Genomic DNA, 15810 nt, shown 5'->3' with positions numbered 1-15810 from the left:
CTCTCAATCGTTAGTTTTTTAAAGCTAGGGCTGGTACATATTTTTTTATTTCAAATGACTTTTTGACAATCGAACGTCCATCTTTAATGTCTTGAATTTCATCGAGAGCCATTAACTGGGCCACAATATTCCCGATAGCAGTCGCTTCAACAGGGCCCGCATATACTTCTTTGTTCGTAACATCGGCTACAAGTTGATTCAACATTTCATTTTGGCAGCCGCCGCCGATGACATTGATTTTTTCAAATCTCTTTTCGAAGATTTCTTCAATTTCCTTAACAGCCTCGTGGTAGCTGACTGCTAAACTATCATATACGCATTTTGCGACCTCTCCAGGAGTAGTAGGAACCTGCTGGCCTGTTTCCGCACAATAATTCTTGATTTCCTGTACCATTTTTTCTGGTTTTAAGAATCGGTCATCATTCACATTCACAACGGCCTTAAAGTTCTTTGTTTCCCTAGCCAGTTCGACAAGTTCGGCAAAGGAATATTCATTGTTGTAGTTCCGTTTTACCTCTTGGATCATCCAAAGACCCATAATATTTTTTAAGAAACGGTATTGATAATCAATTCCGCCCTCATTCGTGAAATTGTAGTCGAGTGCTTTGGTGACACAGATAGGAAAATAGTTTTCGACCCCGATCAGAGACCATGTACCGGAACTAATATAAATGGTTTCATCCTCTTCAGGCACAGCAATAACCGCAGAACCAGTATCATGTGTTGCTGGAAGAATTACTTGGAGGTCAAAGCCAAATTCTGAAACTAATTCTTCCTTTAATTTTCCTAGTAACGTCTTCGGCGTCTTAATTTCCTGGAACATTTCCTTATTAATACCCAATACTTCCAATAAATCATGATCCCATTTTTTCGTAAAGGCATTAACTAGTTGTGTGGATGTAGCGTTCGTGTATTCGTTTGCCATTTTTCCAGTTAGTAAATAATTGAAGTAATCAGGAATCATCAAGAAGGATTTTGCTTTATCTAATATTTCCGGTGAATTTTGTTTAATCGAATACAATTGATAGATTGTGTTAAACTTCTGGAACTGGATGCCTGTTTCTAAATACAGACGCTCCTTCATGATTTTTTCAAAAACCTGTTCCATCATCCCGTCTGTTCTTGGGTCACGATAGGAGACCGCCTCTGTTATTGGCTGATCGTTTTCATCCAATAACACAAAGTCGACAGCCCATGTATCGATTCCGATACTATCCGGTTTGATGCCAAGTTCGTTGCACTTTTTTAATCCATTTTTGATTTCTTGAAAAAGCTTGTCAGCTTCCCAGCAAAAGGAAACCCCTTTTTGCACAATTTTGTTTTCAAAACGATGAATTTCTTCTAGTTTTAATAATCCATTTTCCAAGTAGCCTAAAATCAGCCGGCCGCTGGAAGCACCAATATCTACAGCAATACTGTACTTTGTCAAAAACAATCACCTCTCGGATGGAAACGCTTACTGATATCTCTATCTTACTAGAAATCTGCGATAATCCTATATCGTAATTCGACCAATTTATTGTCCTTATTTGCATCTGCATTAAATTTAAATCTACTAATGCACGTAAAAAGAAGATGACCAATATGAGTCATCTTCTTATGTTTTATTTTCTAATAATTATCGAGTAAAAGCCGCTGGTACCCCGCCATCAACCGTTACCATACATCCAGTTGTTTTATCAGACTTTGATGAGGCAAAGAATGCAATAGATTCTGCAATATCGGTAGGATAAATGTTAACAAGTAATGTAGTACGCTTGCGATAGTGGTCTTCTAATTGATCTGGGTGAATACCATAAGCAGCGGCACGTTCTTCACGCCATCTTGATCCCCAAATCGCGGAACCTTGAAGGACCGCATCCGGAAGAACAGAGTTTACACGAATTCCAAACTCTCCGCCTTCAGCTGCAATACATCTTGCCAAATGTGTTTCGAGAGCTTTAACAGAGCTGTATGCAGCTGCATTTTTACCTGCATACACTGAGTTTTTAGAACCGATAAATACCATGTTACCTCCAATGCCTTGTTCCTTCATTTGCTTGAATGCTTCTCGGGCAACTAGGAAATAACCAGTTCCTAATACATTCATATTCAGGTTCCACTCTTTTAGCGTTGTTTCATCAAATGGGCTTGAGGTAGCTAAACCAGCATTATTTACAATAATGTCAACTCCACCATATGTTAATGCTGTTTGGTCAAATGCAGCTTGAACCTGCTCTTCGCTGGTAACATCCATCTTAACGGCAAGTGCACGATTTGCACCGTATTGCTCGTTGATTTCAGCCGCAACTATTTCAGCGCCTTCAAGATTTAAATCGGCAAGGACAACTTGGGCACCTTCAGAAACTAAACGGCGGGCTGTTGCACTGCCAATACCGCCTGCACCTCCAGTGATAAAGGCTACTTTTCTAGAAAATTCAGCTTCAGCCGGAGCAAGAGTCAATTTGTATAATTCTAATGGCCAGTATTCCACGTTGTAAGATTCGTTTTCACTTAAAGAAACAAAGCTTCCTAGTGTAGTAGAGCCTTTCATGACCGCAATGGCACGGTGATATAATGCACCGCTGACTCTGGAATTATTAACATCCTTACCAGTGTTGACCATACCTAATCCAGGGATAAGGATAACACGTGGAGCTGGTTCAAACATGTTGTCGCCTTCATTTTTGTTGCGCTCAAAGTAAGCTTTGTATCCTTCTTTGAAGCTGGAAACGCCTTCTTTAATACTAGCAATTAAAGCATCAACATCTTTTGTTTGTGGATCCCAATGAATATAAAGTGGAACCATTTTGGTATGAACTAAGTGGTCTGGGCATGCTGCTCCAATTTGGGAAAGCTCTGGTGCTTGATAGCTGTTAACAAATTGAAGAACATCTTCACCACGATCGTAAGTCAAAAGCATTTTCGCATCGATACTTACGGTACCACGGATAATTGGCATTACTTTTGCTAGAATGCTAGTTGCTTCTTCATCCGAAAGGGATTGATATTTTTGACCGCCGAATACCGTTTCTTCATTTACTCTTTCATTGATAAAGCTTTCAGCCTCATTGATAATTTCGATTGTTTTTGCATAGGACTCTTCTGACGATTCTCCCCACGTTACAAGTCCATGCTTTTCCATTAAAACTAATTCAGCATTTGGATTGTTTCTTACACCTTCTGCAATCATTTTTGAAAGTGTGAAGCCAGGGCGAACATATGGTACCCAAACAAAACGATTTCCAAAAATCTCTTCCGCAAGCTGCTTACCGTTATCGGCACAGCAAAGGCTGATAATTGCATCTGGATGAGTGTGGTCTACATGCTTAAATGGTAAAAATGCATGCAATAAAGTTTCGATTGAGGCTCTAGGATGTTTGCTGTCGATCATGCAATGTGCGAGGTAAGCTACCATATCCTCATCTGACATTTCATCGCGTTCGAATAATGGACGAATATCTTCTAAGTTTAAACCTGTGAAATTTTTTGCTTTCATCGTCGCTAAATCAGAGCCGCTTCCTTTTACCCACATCACTTCGATGTCACGTCCACGGAAATCCTTCTCGATTGTCTTCATGGATGTATTGCCGCCACCCCAGTTACATACCGCACGATCTGTTCCAATCAAGTTTGAACGATAGACTAATTCTTCTACCCCTTTTGTTAATTGTGATGCTTTTCCATTTTCCCAAAGATTCTTAACCATCCGAAATCCTCCGTTTGTCTGTTTGTTAACTTCTGTAACTCATTATAATATACTTTTGTTTATTTTTGAATACATATTTTTAATTTTGTTTTTATTTTGTTTTTGTTTGGTTATTACAAAAATAAAAATCTGCCTCCTAATGAGGCAGACTCTTATAGATCGTCTATCACTATATAAGTGGCTTTTACAGGTCCATGTACACCGACAACAAGATTTAATTCGATATCCGCCGAATTGCTTGGTCCAGTAATAAAATTAATGCAGGAAGCAACATGACCCGTTTCTTGATGAATTTTCCTCATTTTCTGGGCAGCCTGAGTCATTCTAGGTACAAGAGTACTCTTAGGAATAAGCGCTATATAAGTTGCTGGTAAGAAGCTAACCGTTCTCCCTTTATTCTCATCACTAAATAAAACCACTGTTCCAGACTCAGCCAATGTGATTTCGCTAATGGTAATTCCAACATTAGCATTTTCTGCTTTTGAGATGTTTTCTGAACCCTTTGTATAATCCCACTCATAAACATCCATTCCCTGGCTTGGCCATTCTGATTTCAGGAGCGGTTCAAGTCTCCATTTAAAGAAGCGCTCATCCTTCCAGGTAATAATCGGACCACCGCCATAATTAGCCACCACTTCACTAAGGGTTGATGGTAATTCATTCAGGACGGTGGTATAGAGGGATGTATGGATTCTTGTGCATTGTTCTTTTAATACATCTAATAATTCATCCTGGGTTGCCTCTTTTAATACATCATCCTGAGGACGGAATTTCCAGTTTGGCCGCTCAACCGGAGTTGATTTTCGAGGTCGCCCCAGCTGACTGGCAATTTTATTTAAAAACGGCTCGCGATTTTGTATAGTTCCGGTCACGATTATTTGCCCCCTTTTTCGCGATTTTTAAACCAATCTCTGAATCTCTCTTTATTAGGTGCCGGGAAATCCCGAATTTCGGTCCAAGCCTTCAACGGTCCAGGGCCTTTTGAAATCTTATCCCCTACTGTAAATGGATTCATCGCCGCAGGAGCAATCTTTGAACCAATATTATATAAAGTTGGGGAAGCAGCACCTAACCCAAAGGCTTTCATCGCCAATTTTTCTGAAATGGGTGCTTTTCCTTCTTTCTCAACGATCACTTCACGGTGCTTATGAAGCAGGTTATGCAGCGGAATTTTAACTGGACACACCTCTGTACAAGCGCCGCATAGCGTTGATGCATAAGGCAGTTCTTTAAATTCATCATAACCGCCAAGTAATGGTGAAAGTACTGCTCCAATGGGTCCTGAATAAATAGAACCATATGAATGACCTCCAACATGACGGTAGACAGGACAAACATTGACACATGCCGCACAGCGGATACATTGCAGAACAGATTGAAATTCACCGCCGAGAATATTGGAACGTCCATTATCGACAATGACAAGATGGAATTCCTCCGGTCCATCAACATCTAACTCTTCTTTAGGTCCAGTTAGAACCGTTATATAACTTGTCAGTTTCTGACCTACTGCACTTCTTGTTAATAGAGAAACCAGTACTTCCATTTCTTCGAAAGTAGGTACAATCCGCTCCATACCCATAACGGTAATCTGCGTTTTTGGCAAAGCTGTGACTAAATCTGCATTCCCTTCATTTGTAACTAAACTGAAAGAGCCTGTTTCTGCAACGGCAAAGTTACAGCCGGTAATGCCAATATCCGCGCTCAGGTATTCTTCGCGCAGCATTTCCCGGGCATGCCATGCTAATTCCTCTGGCTTCGATGTCTTATGGTAGCCAAGCTTTTCTGTAAACACATCCCGGATTTGTTCTTTATTTTTGTGTAATGCCGGTACAACGATATGTGATGGCGGATCGTGATCGTCCACTTGGAGAATGTATTCGCCAAGGTCTGTCTCAATAACTTTACAGCCTTCTTGTTCAAGAGTGGCATTTAAGCTTATTTCCTCTGTTACCATCGATTTTGATTTTACAATTTTTTTGGCGCTTTTCTGCCGAACGACGCCGCGAATATATTCATTTGCTTCTTCCTTTGTTTGAGCAAAAAATACATGCCCGCCGCGTTTTGCAACATTCTCACTTAATTGCTCCAGATAATAATCCAAGTTTTCCAGGACATGCTGGCGGATTTCTTCTCCATGCGAGCGCCAGTCCTCCCAGTTTCCCAGTTCCTCAGCTGCATTGCGTCTTTTTATCCCCATGCCATCCTGAGCACCAGAAACGGCACCGCGCATAAAGTCGTCATGAATCCCCTTCTCGACCCGTTCTTTAAATTTTTCATTGCTAATTTTCATTGCCATCCTTATTCTCCCACCCTTCGGAAAAAGTGAATCTTCTTAACGACTATTTAAAACTTCAGCAATATGAAGAACCTTAATTGGTTTTCCTTTTCGATCAATTCGCCCTCCGATATTCATTAAGCAACCAGCATCAGCACCAATAAGATATTCAGCACCTGTTTCTTCTACATGGCAAACTTTCTCATCGACCATTTGCTCTGATATTTGTGACATTTTGACAGAGAATGTACCACCGAATCCGCAGCATTGTTCCTTCCCTGGTAATTCTGTGAAGTGAAGCCCTTTCACATTTTTCAATAGAATCATAGGCGCTTCCTTTACCCCTAATAATCTAGTCATATGGCATGAGGTATGATAGGTGGCCATTCCTTCTAGCTTTGCCCCAACATCTTCAACCTCTAGTACATCGACAATGAATTGGGTAAGCTCATATGTTTTCTCAGCCAATTTCCTTGCTTTCGGTTCCCATATTGGGTCACCTTTAAAAACATGAGGATATTCATGGAACATAAAGGCGCATGAGCCTGATGGTGAAACGACATATTCCGCATCCTGAAAGGTATCTATCATCCGCTTCATGGCTTCCTTCGCTTCTTTTGTATAACCGCTGTTATAAGCTGGCTGCCCGCAGCATACCTGTGATTCCGGAAATTCAATCTCACAGCCGAGTCTTTCAAGCAGCTCGACCGTTGCCTTTCCCACATTTCCCTGAAACATATCAACAAGACATGTTGCAAATAAACTTACTTTCATCTATATTCAACCCCTTAATACAAATAAAAGCTGGCTTAACTATTTTTATTTGTTTTTGTTTTATTATACATCATTTTTGTTTACTTTTGAAAGGTGATGAAAAAATTTAAAGGGGAGCAACTTATGCTCCCCTTTAAATTTATAAATGCGGCCAGCCCTCAGCCTTTAAGTAATACCCAAGTTAGTTTATAAACTATTAATGTTACAGGCCTGTAATGTTAAAAAAAGGCACCACTGAAAATTTGCTTTGTTAGTTTTTGAGCGTTGTTAGGATGAAGTATTTTTGTTGACAGGATACAGGTCCATAAACGTCAGTGGCTGCGTTTCTCGGTATTCTTTTGGTGTACATAATTTTATCTTTGCAAAGTTGCGATTGAATGAACGGATATTTTCATAGCCACAATGATATGCGATTTCGGTAATATTTTTTTCAGTTGTGCTCAGTAGATAGCAAGCATAGTTAATCCTGGTTCCATTTAAAAAATCAGCAAATGACGTTCTAACATTTGCATTAAAATATTTTGATAAATAATTATAGCTGTATCCTAATGCACCAGCTATTTCTTTTAAAGAAATAATTTCTGTAAAGTGTTCCTGTATATAGGTTAATAAAGTGTGGAGCAGCTCTGGGTCTTTTTCTTTGGCCTCATTTAATGAGGTTTGTGCCATCATTTCTGATAATAACAAATAAAGACTTGCTTTTCGCTCTAATAGATTCGAATCCTCTTTGAAGAGTGTCCTAAATATGAGTGATTTTGCTTCGGAAGATAGATTGAATATTGGTTTTTCTAGGAAACTATTTTCGATCATCTTTTGAAATGTCGGAACATAGTCTGGAGAAAATATACAAATGTTGGCTTGAGATTGTGAATTGGTAATAAGCGAATGAATTTCATACGGAAATATGAGTAAGAATTGTCCAGCTTTCAAATGAAACTTTCTTTGACCGATCATGACTTCCATTTCCCCATCAACCAGAAAGATTAATTCAAAACAACGGTGAAGATGGCTCGGAAAGTTTAAATTCATGGTATGAAAGTTTGAGAATAGATCAAAATGATGTGCTTCATATATAACCATATTAAGCGTATTCCTCTCAAAAATAGGATAAAATTTGTCTAGGATTATATAAGTTTTATCTTGTTATGTCAAATGTAAAAGTGTTAAATTTACGAATATTAGCAACATAAAAACAAGCTCTATCCCAAGTTTAATCTATTACTAAATTATTCTTAAAGGAGATAAGCGATGGAAAAACTTAGAATTGGAATGGTAGGCTATAAATTTATGGGTAAAGCACACAGTCATGCTTACCGGGATCTTCCGCTCTTTTTCCCAAAGACGGTTCATCCTGAAATGAAGGTTATTTGCGGGCGCGACCTAAAGGGTGTGGCTGCTGCAGCCAGGCAGTTCGGCTGGAAGGAATATACTACAGACTGGAAAAATCTCTTAGAAAGAAACGATATTGATTTACTCGATATCAATGCCCCAAGTGATGTACATAAAGAAATAACGATTGCTGCCGCAAAAGCAGGCAAACATATTTTTTGCGAAAAACCGTTAGCGCTTACATTAAAAGACTCAAGAGAAATGTTAGAAGTGGTCGAGTCCGCTGGGGTTAAGCATATGGTTGGCTTTAATTACCGCTTCGCTCCAGCCGTGATGCTGGCTAAAAAGCTTGTAGACGAAGGGAAGCTAGGCGATATCTATCATTTCCGCGCCTGGTTTTTACAGGATTGGCTCGTTGATCCAAACTTTCCGCTTGCATGGAGACTTCAAAAGGAAATTGCGGGTTCCGGGTCTCATGGCGATCTTGGAGCCCATCTGATCGATTTGGCTCACTATCTCATTGGTGATATCACTGAAGTGATTGGCATGAACGAAACATTTATTAAGGAAAGGCCGCTTCCAACTCAAATGACCGGCTTATCGGCAAAGGGCAGCGAAAGTGATGAAAAAGGCGAAGTAACAGTAGATGATGCTACCCTATTCATGGCACGTTTTGCTAATGGTGCCCTAGGAAGCTTTGAAGCTACTCGTTTTGCAACAGGACATCGCTGTAAGAATTCCTTTGAAATCAACGGCAGTAAGGGCAGTGTGATTTTCGACTTTGAACGTATGAATGAGCTTCAAGTTTACTTCGCTGATGACCGGGATGACGTTCAGGGCTTTCGGCGCGTCTTAGCGACTGATCCTTCGCATGCTTTCGCCGAGGCATGGTGGCCGCCTGGTCATACAATCGGCTATGAACATACGTTTATCCATGAAGTTGTTGAACTTATGGAATCCTTCCGGGAAAATAGACTGCCAGTGCCAAACTTCCGTGATGGTGTAAAGTGCCAGGAAGTTTTGGAAGCGGTCGATGTATCGATTGAAAAACGCCAATGGATTAGGGTTTCTGACGTTTAAAAAAACATAAGGAGTGTTTGAATGATGCAAAAAAAGGCATTGATAGTTTGGGGCGGATGGGACGGCCATCAGCCGGAGCAGGTAGCGGAAATTTTCAGAGGAATCCTTGAGGAAGAGAATTTTAAAGTTGAAGTATCTAATACGCTTGATTCATACGCAGACAAGGAAAAATTGAAATCTTTGGATTTAATCGTTCCCCACTGGACGATGGGTGAAATTGAAAAAAAATATGTACTTAATATCTCCGAAGTGGTTGCAGCAGGCGTTGGTTTGGCTGGATGCCATGGTGGAATGTGTGACTCTTTCCGAAATAATGTGGACTGGCAATTTATGACGGGCGGCAACTGGGTTGCCCATCCTGGAAATGATGGTGTGGAGTACACCGTCAACATCAAACACTCATCAAGTCCACTATTAGATGGCATTTCTGATTTTAAAGTTGCCAGTGAACAATATTACCTACATTATGATCCTGCAGTAGAAGTGTTAGCTACCACTCGCTTCCCAGTATTTTTCGGACCGCATGCAGCTAATAAAGCGGTTGATATGCCTGTTGTCTGGACAAAACGCTGGGGACTGGGAAATGTGTTTTATAATTCTTTAGGTCATCAAACGAATATTATTGCCATGCCGCAAGTCTCACTGATAATGCGCCGTGGATTTTTATGGGCTGCTGAAGGAAAGAAACGCACCCAAGAAGTGGATATTGACTCTCTTTATGGAAATGTACGTTCCTATACAGGTATGGGAGATAGCCAATAAATCTAAAAGTTGCCGTCAATCAAAATAAACTGGAGGATTCATGATGAAAAAACTGAAAATTGGTATCATTGGTTGCGGAAATATTAGCTCAATTTATATGGAAAACTGTCAAAAGTTTCCTCACCTCGATCTTATTGCCTGTGCGGACTTGGATGAACAGCGTGCCAAATCTCAAGCGGAGAAATTCGGCATTCCTAAAGCATGTTCCGTGGAAGAACTGCTTTCTGACCCAGCGATAGAACTAGTGATTAATTTAACCATTCCAAAAGCACATGCCTCTGTCTGTATCCAGGCACTTGAAGCAGGCAAGCATGTTTATACGGAAAAACCACTTGCGGTTACACGTGAGGAAGGAAAACAAATTATAGAAACAGCAAAAAAACAAAATCTCCTCGTTGGAAGCGCTCCAGATACCTTCTTGGGTGCTGGGATTCAAACGGCGATTCATTTGATTGAACAAGATGAAATTGGTGTTCCAATTGGGGCATCTGCCTTCATGATTTGCCGCGGGCACGAGCATTGGCATCCAGACCCTGCCTTCTATTATGATAATGGCGGCGGACCGATGTTTGATATGGGACCTTATTACTTAACAGCCTTAGTCGCTCTTTTAGGACCGATTAAACGAATTTCTGGTTCCACTCGTATTAGTTATCCTGAAAGAACGGTGGTTAGCACACCGAAAGCAGGAACTAAAATTAAAGTATCAACGCCTACGCACATCTCAGGAGTGATTGATTTTGCATCAGGCGCAATTGGAAATATTACAACAAGCTTTGATGCCTTTGGCGGTACATCCCTCCCTCCTATAGAAATTTACGGCAGTGAAGGCACGTTACTTGTTCCTGATCCAAATACGTTCGGTGGTCCAGTCAAGATTAGAAAACGTAATGAAAATGAATTTAAAGAGGTTCCTCTTGCTTACGGCTATGCCCAAAACAGTAGAGGACTTGGTGTTGCTGATATGGCCAAAGCAATCCTCGAAGGTGGAAATTACCGGGCAAATGGCGAATTAGCGTATCATGTTTTAGAAGCGATGCATGGCTTCCACGATTCCTCGGATAGCGGGAAACACTATATTATGGAAAGTAAATGTGAGCGCCCTGAATCCGTGTCCTTTGAATTACAGGCTAAGTAATTTCGATTTTTTATTGACAAAAAATATGCCCCACTAATAAGTGGGGTTTGTGTTCTTCTCCAATTTCACTTTAGAGTTTACTGAAATAAATTTTTATTTAAAATAAACAAACCTTTCTCCAGGGACCATCATATGAAATTTTTGGCTTGGATATTGGTGAAAAAGGTAGTCGACAAAATAGGCTGGATTTTCCCGGTTATTTGGGAACATGTCATAATGGATTGGAATGAGGAGGTCGATACCTGTTGCTGCAGAAAAATCAGCAGCTTCACGAAAGGTCATATTGCCAATAATTTCTCTCGAGGTCCGAAAATAATCCCTTCCATTAATGGGCAAAAAACCAACATGCGGCTTAAATTCTTTTACTCTTTCTACTAGGGATGACGTGACGACAGTGTCGCCGCTGTGAAAAAGGCGGATGCCGTTTACTTCGATAAAATATCCTAACGCTGCATAATTGCCCAAAGTATCTATTTCATATTCCGTGTGGGCTGCAGGAACCGGTGTAATCTTAAATCCTTTGATGGAAAAGGATTCACCATCTCGTGCAGGCAAAATTGCCTTCCCAGGTATTTGTACATTTAGTACGGGTTCCAAAGGAGAGGGGACTACATAACATGTATTCATTGAAACATTCGAAATCCCTTTTATGGTTGCTAAATCGAGATGATCATCATGCCCGTGTGTAACCAATACCCCATCAACGTCTTGAAGCAGCCTTGGCGCTAAGACTGGAGAGAAGGCCCTTATAAATTCAGTGTCAGGATTGGCCTCTTCGATGCTGCTTGTTAAATAAGGGTCAATACAGATGAATCCATCCTCGTTTCTACCCTTCAATAAGATTCCTGCCTGCCCCAAATTCCAAAATGAAATAGATTCTTTTGGCAGTTGAGTTTCCTTGACTTCGTTTATTAATTGTTCTCCACTTTTATAAATACCCTCCATATTTTTCATCCTCTCACTATCTACCATGTTAAATAATTTCAATGCCTAATTCACTATACTTGTTTAAATTATGACTTTGTGGACCGTCTTCCGTAATTAAGTAATCAAGTTCTGAAACAGGACCTACTAAGTAATTGGAAATTGTATTCAGTTTACTCCTTGTTACAAGGGTTGCAATTTTATTAGAACTTTTAATCAACTGACGTTTAACGTGAGACTCTTCTATATGAGGGATGCTGATACCAAAGTCGGGGTGCAGGGAATATACTCCTAAAAAACAGAGATCTGCTCTAATATTCTTAAGCACTTCAATTACATCCAGTCCTACAGTTACAAAAGATTCCTTGAAGAAAGTTCCGCCCAAAAGAATGATATCTGTATTTGGATGTTTTGATAATGCCAAACTTATAGAGGGACTATTCGTAATAATGGTTCCTTTAAACTCCGTTGGAATTTCTTGAGCCAGAAAAAGATTTGTTGTACTTCCATCTATTAAAAGCACTTGTCCATCCTTAATAATTTTCACAGCTTTTAAAGCCAATTCTTTTTTGGCATCTATATTTTCTTCTGTTCTTTCAGAAAAGGTTAAGGCGCTCGCAGAAGCAGGAAAAGCCCCGCCATGTACTCTTTTGAGAAGACCTAATGAATCCATTTCCCTTAAATCCCGTCTAATTGTGTCCTCGGAAACATCCCATTTCATGCTTAATTCTTTCGCAATGACTTTCCCTTCCTTTTCAAGTATTTGTAAAATTTTGCTTTGCCGTTCTTTTCTTAGCATAAAAATGATCAACCTCCGGGCTTTTGCATGCTTTTTCTTATATTATATTATTTTTTCTTAAATTCACCAACTTTATAAAAAATTCGGCATGATTTTTCTTGTTTTTTCTTGTTCATAAAGATAAAATATTATCAAACACGAAAAATCTTGCTATAAAACGCAAAAACAAGAAACCGAAATTAATTTAAAATTACATGAATAAAGAGGAGGAATAAAAGATGAATCATAGTATTGAAACGCTAGCGGTAAATACGATTCGTACCTTATCAATTGATGCAATTAATAGTGCTAATTCCGGCCATCCAGGACTTCCTATGGGGGCTGCTCCAATGGCTTATGCACTCTGGGCCCATCATCTTAATCATAATTCGGCAAATGCAAAATGGTTTAATCGAGATCGATTTATTCTTTCTGCCGGACATGGCTCTAGCTTGTTGTATAGTTTGCTTCACTTAGCTGGGTACAATGTATCTCTAGAAGATTTAAAAAGTTTTAGAAAGCTGAATAGCAAAACACCTGGGCATCCGGAATTTGGTCACACAGAGGGTGTTGAAGCGACAACTGGACCTTTAGGGCAAGGAATTGCAAATGCAGTTGGAATGGCGATGGCTGAAGCGCATTTAGCTGGAAAATTCAATCAGGATGGATACCCTGTAATTGACCATTTTACATATGCTTTGGTTGGTGATGGAGATTTAATGGAAGGCATCTCTTATGAGGCCATGTCTATGGCTGGTCATATGAAACTAGGAAAATTAATTGCCTTATATGACTCAAATGATATTTCTTTGGACGGTGAATTAAACCTTTCATTTTCTGAGGACATTCAAAAACGGACAGAATCTGCTCATTGGCAATATTTACGAGTAGAAGATGGCAATGATGTAGCAGAAATCTCGAAAGCTATTACATTAGCAAAACAAAATACAAACCAACCAACCTTGATTGAAATTAGAACCACAATCGGTTTTGGAAGTCCCAAAGTTGCAGGAACAAACAAGGCACATGGAAATCCCCTTGGTGCAGAAGAAGCTCGTGCAACAAAACAGGTTTATGGCTGGCACTATGAAGAGGATTTCTTTGTACCTGAAGAAGTGAAAGCCCATTTTGAAGAGTTAAAACAAAGAGGGATTAGTCAAGAACAGCAATGGAATGCATTATTCCAGTCTTATCAAGAGACATATCCAGAATTAGCGAAGGAATTGCAACATGCCATCAAGGGTGAAGTTTTAATCAATACGGAAGACATCTTGACATTTGAAACAGGTAAAACCATTTCAACTCGTGTGGCTAGCGGAGAAGCCATTAATCATTTTGTCAAATCAGTTCCTTCTATTTTTGGAGGAAGTGCGGATCTTTCTCACTCCACAATGACAGATATAAGGGAAGACACAGCATTCGCAGTAGAATCATTTAGCGGACGAAATATCTACTTTGGTGTTCGAGAACATGCAATGGGAGCGGCTGGCAATGGTTTGGCTCTTCATGGCGGGCTAAAGCCATTTGTTAGCACCTTCTTTGTTTTCAATGATTATCTCAGACCGTCAATTCGTCTGGCATCCTTACAAAAGCTTCCAGTCACTTATGTATTTACTCATGATTCAATTGCGGTTGGTGAAGATGGTCCAACTCATGAGCCAATCGAGCAACTAGCTTCTCTTCGTGCGATCCCAGGGCTGACCGTAATCCGCCCATCAGATGCAAACGAAACAGCCAGTGCATGGGCTTATGCACTAAAACAAACAGATGGTCCAATTGCTCTAGTGCTGAGCCGTCAAAACCTGCCTGTATTCCAAGAAACACAAGCCAATTTAGACAATCTTTCTAAAGGTGCCTACGTATTAACGCAAACAAATGACCAACCAGAGGTTATCTTGATCGCTACCGGTTCGGAAGTGGCGTTAGCCGTTAACGCGAAAGCTGAACTCGAAAAGGAAAATGTATCCGTTCGCGTTGTCGCAATGCCAAGCTGGGAACTTTTTGATCGTCAACCGAAAGAATATAAAGAGCTTGTCTTCCCTGCTTCTGTTACGAAGCGTGTGGCAATAGAAATGGGTATCTCCCTTGGCTGGGAACGCTATGCAGGTTCCGAAGGGAAAGTATTATCCATCGAAACATTCGGTGCTTCAGGAACGGGCGCTGCAGTATTGGAGCTATTTGGATTTACTTCGGAAAATGTTGTTCGAACTGCAAAAAGTCTACTACAATCTTAAAATGGAGGAAATTAACGATGAAATTTTTTATTGATACTGCAAATCTCGTTGATATTAAAAAGGCATACAAAATCGGCGTTTTATCCGGTGTTACGACCAATCCTTCACTAGTTGCAAAGGAAGGTGTAAAATTCGAAGACCGGATTGCAGAAATCTGCCAGGCAGTTCCAAGGGTTGAATCTGTTTCCGCTGAAGTAACTCCAGATGCCGTTACAGCTGATGAAATGATTGCTCAAGCTGAAGAGCTTATTAAAATTAACGGCGGGGATGAGAAAATTACAATCAAGCTTCCTATGACTTTAGAAGGTTTAGAGGCTTGCCGTTATCTTGCCGATAAAGGTGTTAAAACAAATGTCACACTTATCTTTACAGTAAACCAGGCACTATTGGCAGCCCGTGCAGGTGCAACGTATGTCTCTCCATTTTTAGGTCGCCTGGATGATATTTCCGAAGACGGCGTTCAATTAGTATCAAAAGTAGCTGAGTTGTTCCGCATTCATAATTTTGACACACAAATTATTGCAGCATCTGTTCGTCATCCGGATCATGTAACTCGTGTAGCTATGGCAGGTGCACATATTGCAACGATTCCGTTTTCAGTTATTGAGCAAATCTCAAAACATCCACTTACTAATCAAGGGATCGAAAAATTTGCTGCTGATTGGGAAAATACTATTAAAAATTAAGTTAAGAGGATGACGCAGAAAATCATTACGATTATATAGACTTTTAAGTTAAAACGAAAAGAGCCATACCTTTGGTTTTTCAAAGATATGGCTCTTTTCATTTATTTTATTTTCTCCAAAATTCCTTGACTACATTTTA

13 protein-coding genes are annotated in these 15810 nt (G+C 40.0%); 5 read left to right on the top strand and 8 right to left on the bottom strand.

Annotated elements, in window-relative coordinates:
* Positions 1-10 precede the first annotated feature (10 nt).
* The 6 genes from rhaB to ACZ5XR_RS04410 form a co-directional block, all read right to left on the bottom strand.
* Entirely contained in the window at positions 11-1429 is a 1419-nt protein-coding gene (gene rhaB / locus ACZ5XR_RS04435; RefSeq protein WP_464500470.1) for a rhamnulokinase, read from the bottom strand.
* Between the two features lie 189 nt (positions 1430-1618).
* Positions 1619-3688, bottom strand: a complete 2070-nt coding sequence (locus tag ACZ5XR_RS04430; RefSeq protein WP_464500469.1) for a bifunctional aldolase/short-chain dehydrogenase — start codon at positions 3686-3688, stop codon at positions 1619-1621.
* Positions 3689-3840: 152 nt separating this feature from the next.
* Positions 3841-4560, bottom strand: coding sequence for a LutC/YkgG family protein (locus ACZ5XR_RS04425; protein ID WP_464500468.1), 720 nt, complete (start codon positions 4558-4560; stop codon positions 3841-3843).
* 2 nt (positions 4561-4562) lie between these two features.
* On the bottom strand, positions 4563-5987 hold the full coding sequence (locus ACZ5XR_RS04420) for a LutB/LldF family L-lactate oxidation iron-sulfur protein (RefSeq protein WP_464500467.1): 1425 nt from the start codon (positions 5985-5987) through the stop codon (positions 4563-4565).
* Between the two features lie 36 nt (positions 5988-6023).
* Positions 6024-6740: a (Fe-S)-binding protein gene (locus tag ACZ5XR_RS04415; protein WP_464500466.1), complete on the bottom strand. Its 717-nt coding sequence runs from the start codon at positions 6738-6740 to the stop codon at positions 6024-6026.
* 267 nt (positions 6741-7007) lie between these two features.
* Positions 7008-7820: a helix-turn-helix transcriptional regulator gene (locus ACZ5XR_RS04410; RefSeq protein WP_464500465.1), complete on the bottom strand. Its 813-nt coding sequence runs from the start codon at positions 7818-7820 to the stop codon at positions 7008-7010.
* A 168-nt stretch (positions 7821-7988) separates the two neighbouring features.
* Here ACZ5XR_RS04410 and ACZ5XR_RS04405 point away from each other — a divergent pair, with 168 nt between their 5' ends.
* From ACZ5XR_RS04405 to ACZ5XR_RS04395, 3 genes are read left to right on the top strand one after another with little or no spacing between them, the layout of a single operon-like run.
* Positions 7989-9149 (top strand): Gfo/Idh/MocA family protein, encoded by a 1161-nt coding sequence (locus tag ACZ5XR_RS04405; RefSeq protein WP_464500464.1) that lies wholly within the window; start codon positions 7989-7991, stop codon positions 9147-9149.
* A 24-nt stretch (positions 9150-9173) separates the two neighbouring features.
* Positions 9174-9911 carry a ThuA domain-containing protein gene (locus ACZ5XR_RS04400; RefSeq protein WP_464502221.1) on the top strand — a complete coding sequence of 246 codons (738 nt, stop codon included), beginning with the start codon at positions 9174-9176 and terminating at the stop codon, positions 9909-9911.
* Between the two features lie 43 nt (positions 9912-9954).
* Positions 9955-11049, top strand: coding sequence for a Gfo/Idh/MocA family protein (locus ACZ5XR_RS04395; protein ID WP_464502220.1), 1095 nt, complete (start codon positions 9955-9957; stop codon positions 11047-11049).
* 93 nt (positions 11050-11142) lie between these two features.
* Here the strand turns inward: ACZ5XR_RS04395 and ACZ5XR_RS04390 are convergent, their stop codons facing one another.
* Complete coding sequence (locus ACZ5XR_RS04390; RefSeq protein WP_464500463.1) at positions 11143-11994, bottom strand: MBL fold metallo-hydrolase; 852 nt, start codon at positions 11992-11994, stop codon at positions 11143-11145.
* A 28-nt stretch (positions 11995-12022) separates the two neighbouring features.
* Entirely contained in the window at positions 12023-12772 is a 750-nt protein-coding gene (locus tag ACZ5XR_RS04385; protein WP_464500462.1) for a DeoR/GlpR family DNA-binding transcription regulator, read from the bottom strand.
* A 218-nt stretch (positions 12773-12990) separates the two neighbouring features.
* On the opposite strand from ACZ5XR_RS04385, the gene tkt reads away from it, so the two are divergent.
* Together tkt and fsa are read left to right on the top strand one after the other, a co-directional pair.
* Positions 12991-14985, top strand: coding sequence for a transketolase (gene tkt, locus ACZ5XR_RS04380; protein ID WP_464500461.1), 1995 nt, complete (start codon positions 12991-12993; stop codon positions 14983-14985).
* Positions 14986-15002: 17 nt separating this feature from the next.
* A complete protein-coding gene (gene fsa, locus ACZ5XR_RS04375; RefSeq protein ID WP_464500460.1) occupies positions 15003-15671 on the top strand; it encodes a fructose-6-phosphate aldolase in 669 nt (222 codons plus the stop codon).
* Positions 15672-15810 lie beyond the last annotated feature (139 nt).

This window comes from Neobacillus sp. Fa239 (genome assembly GCF_055395235.1).
This window is presented reverse-complemented; position numbering and strand designations above follow the sequence as displayed.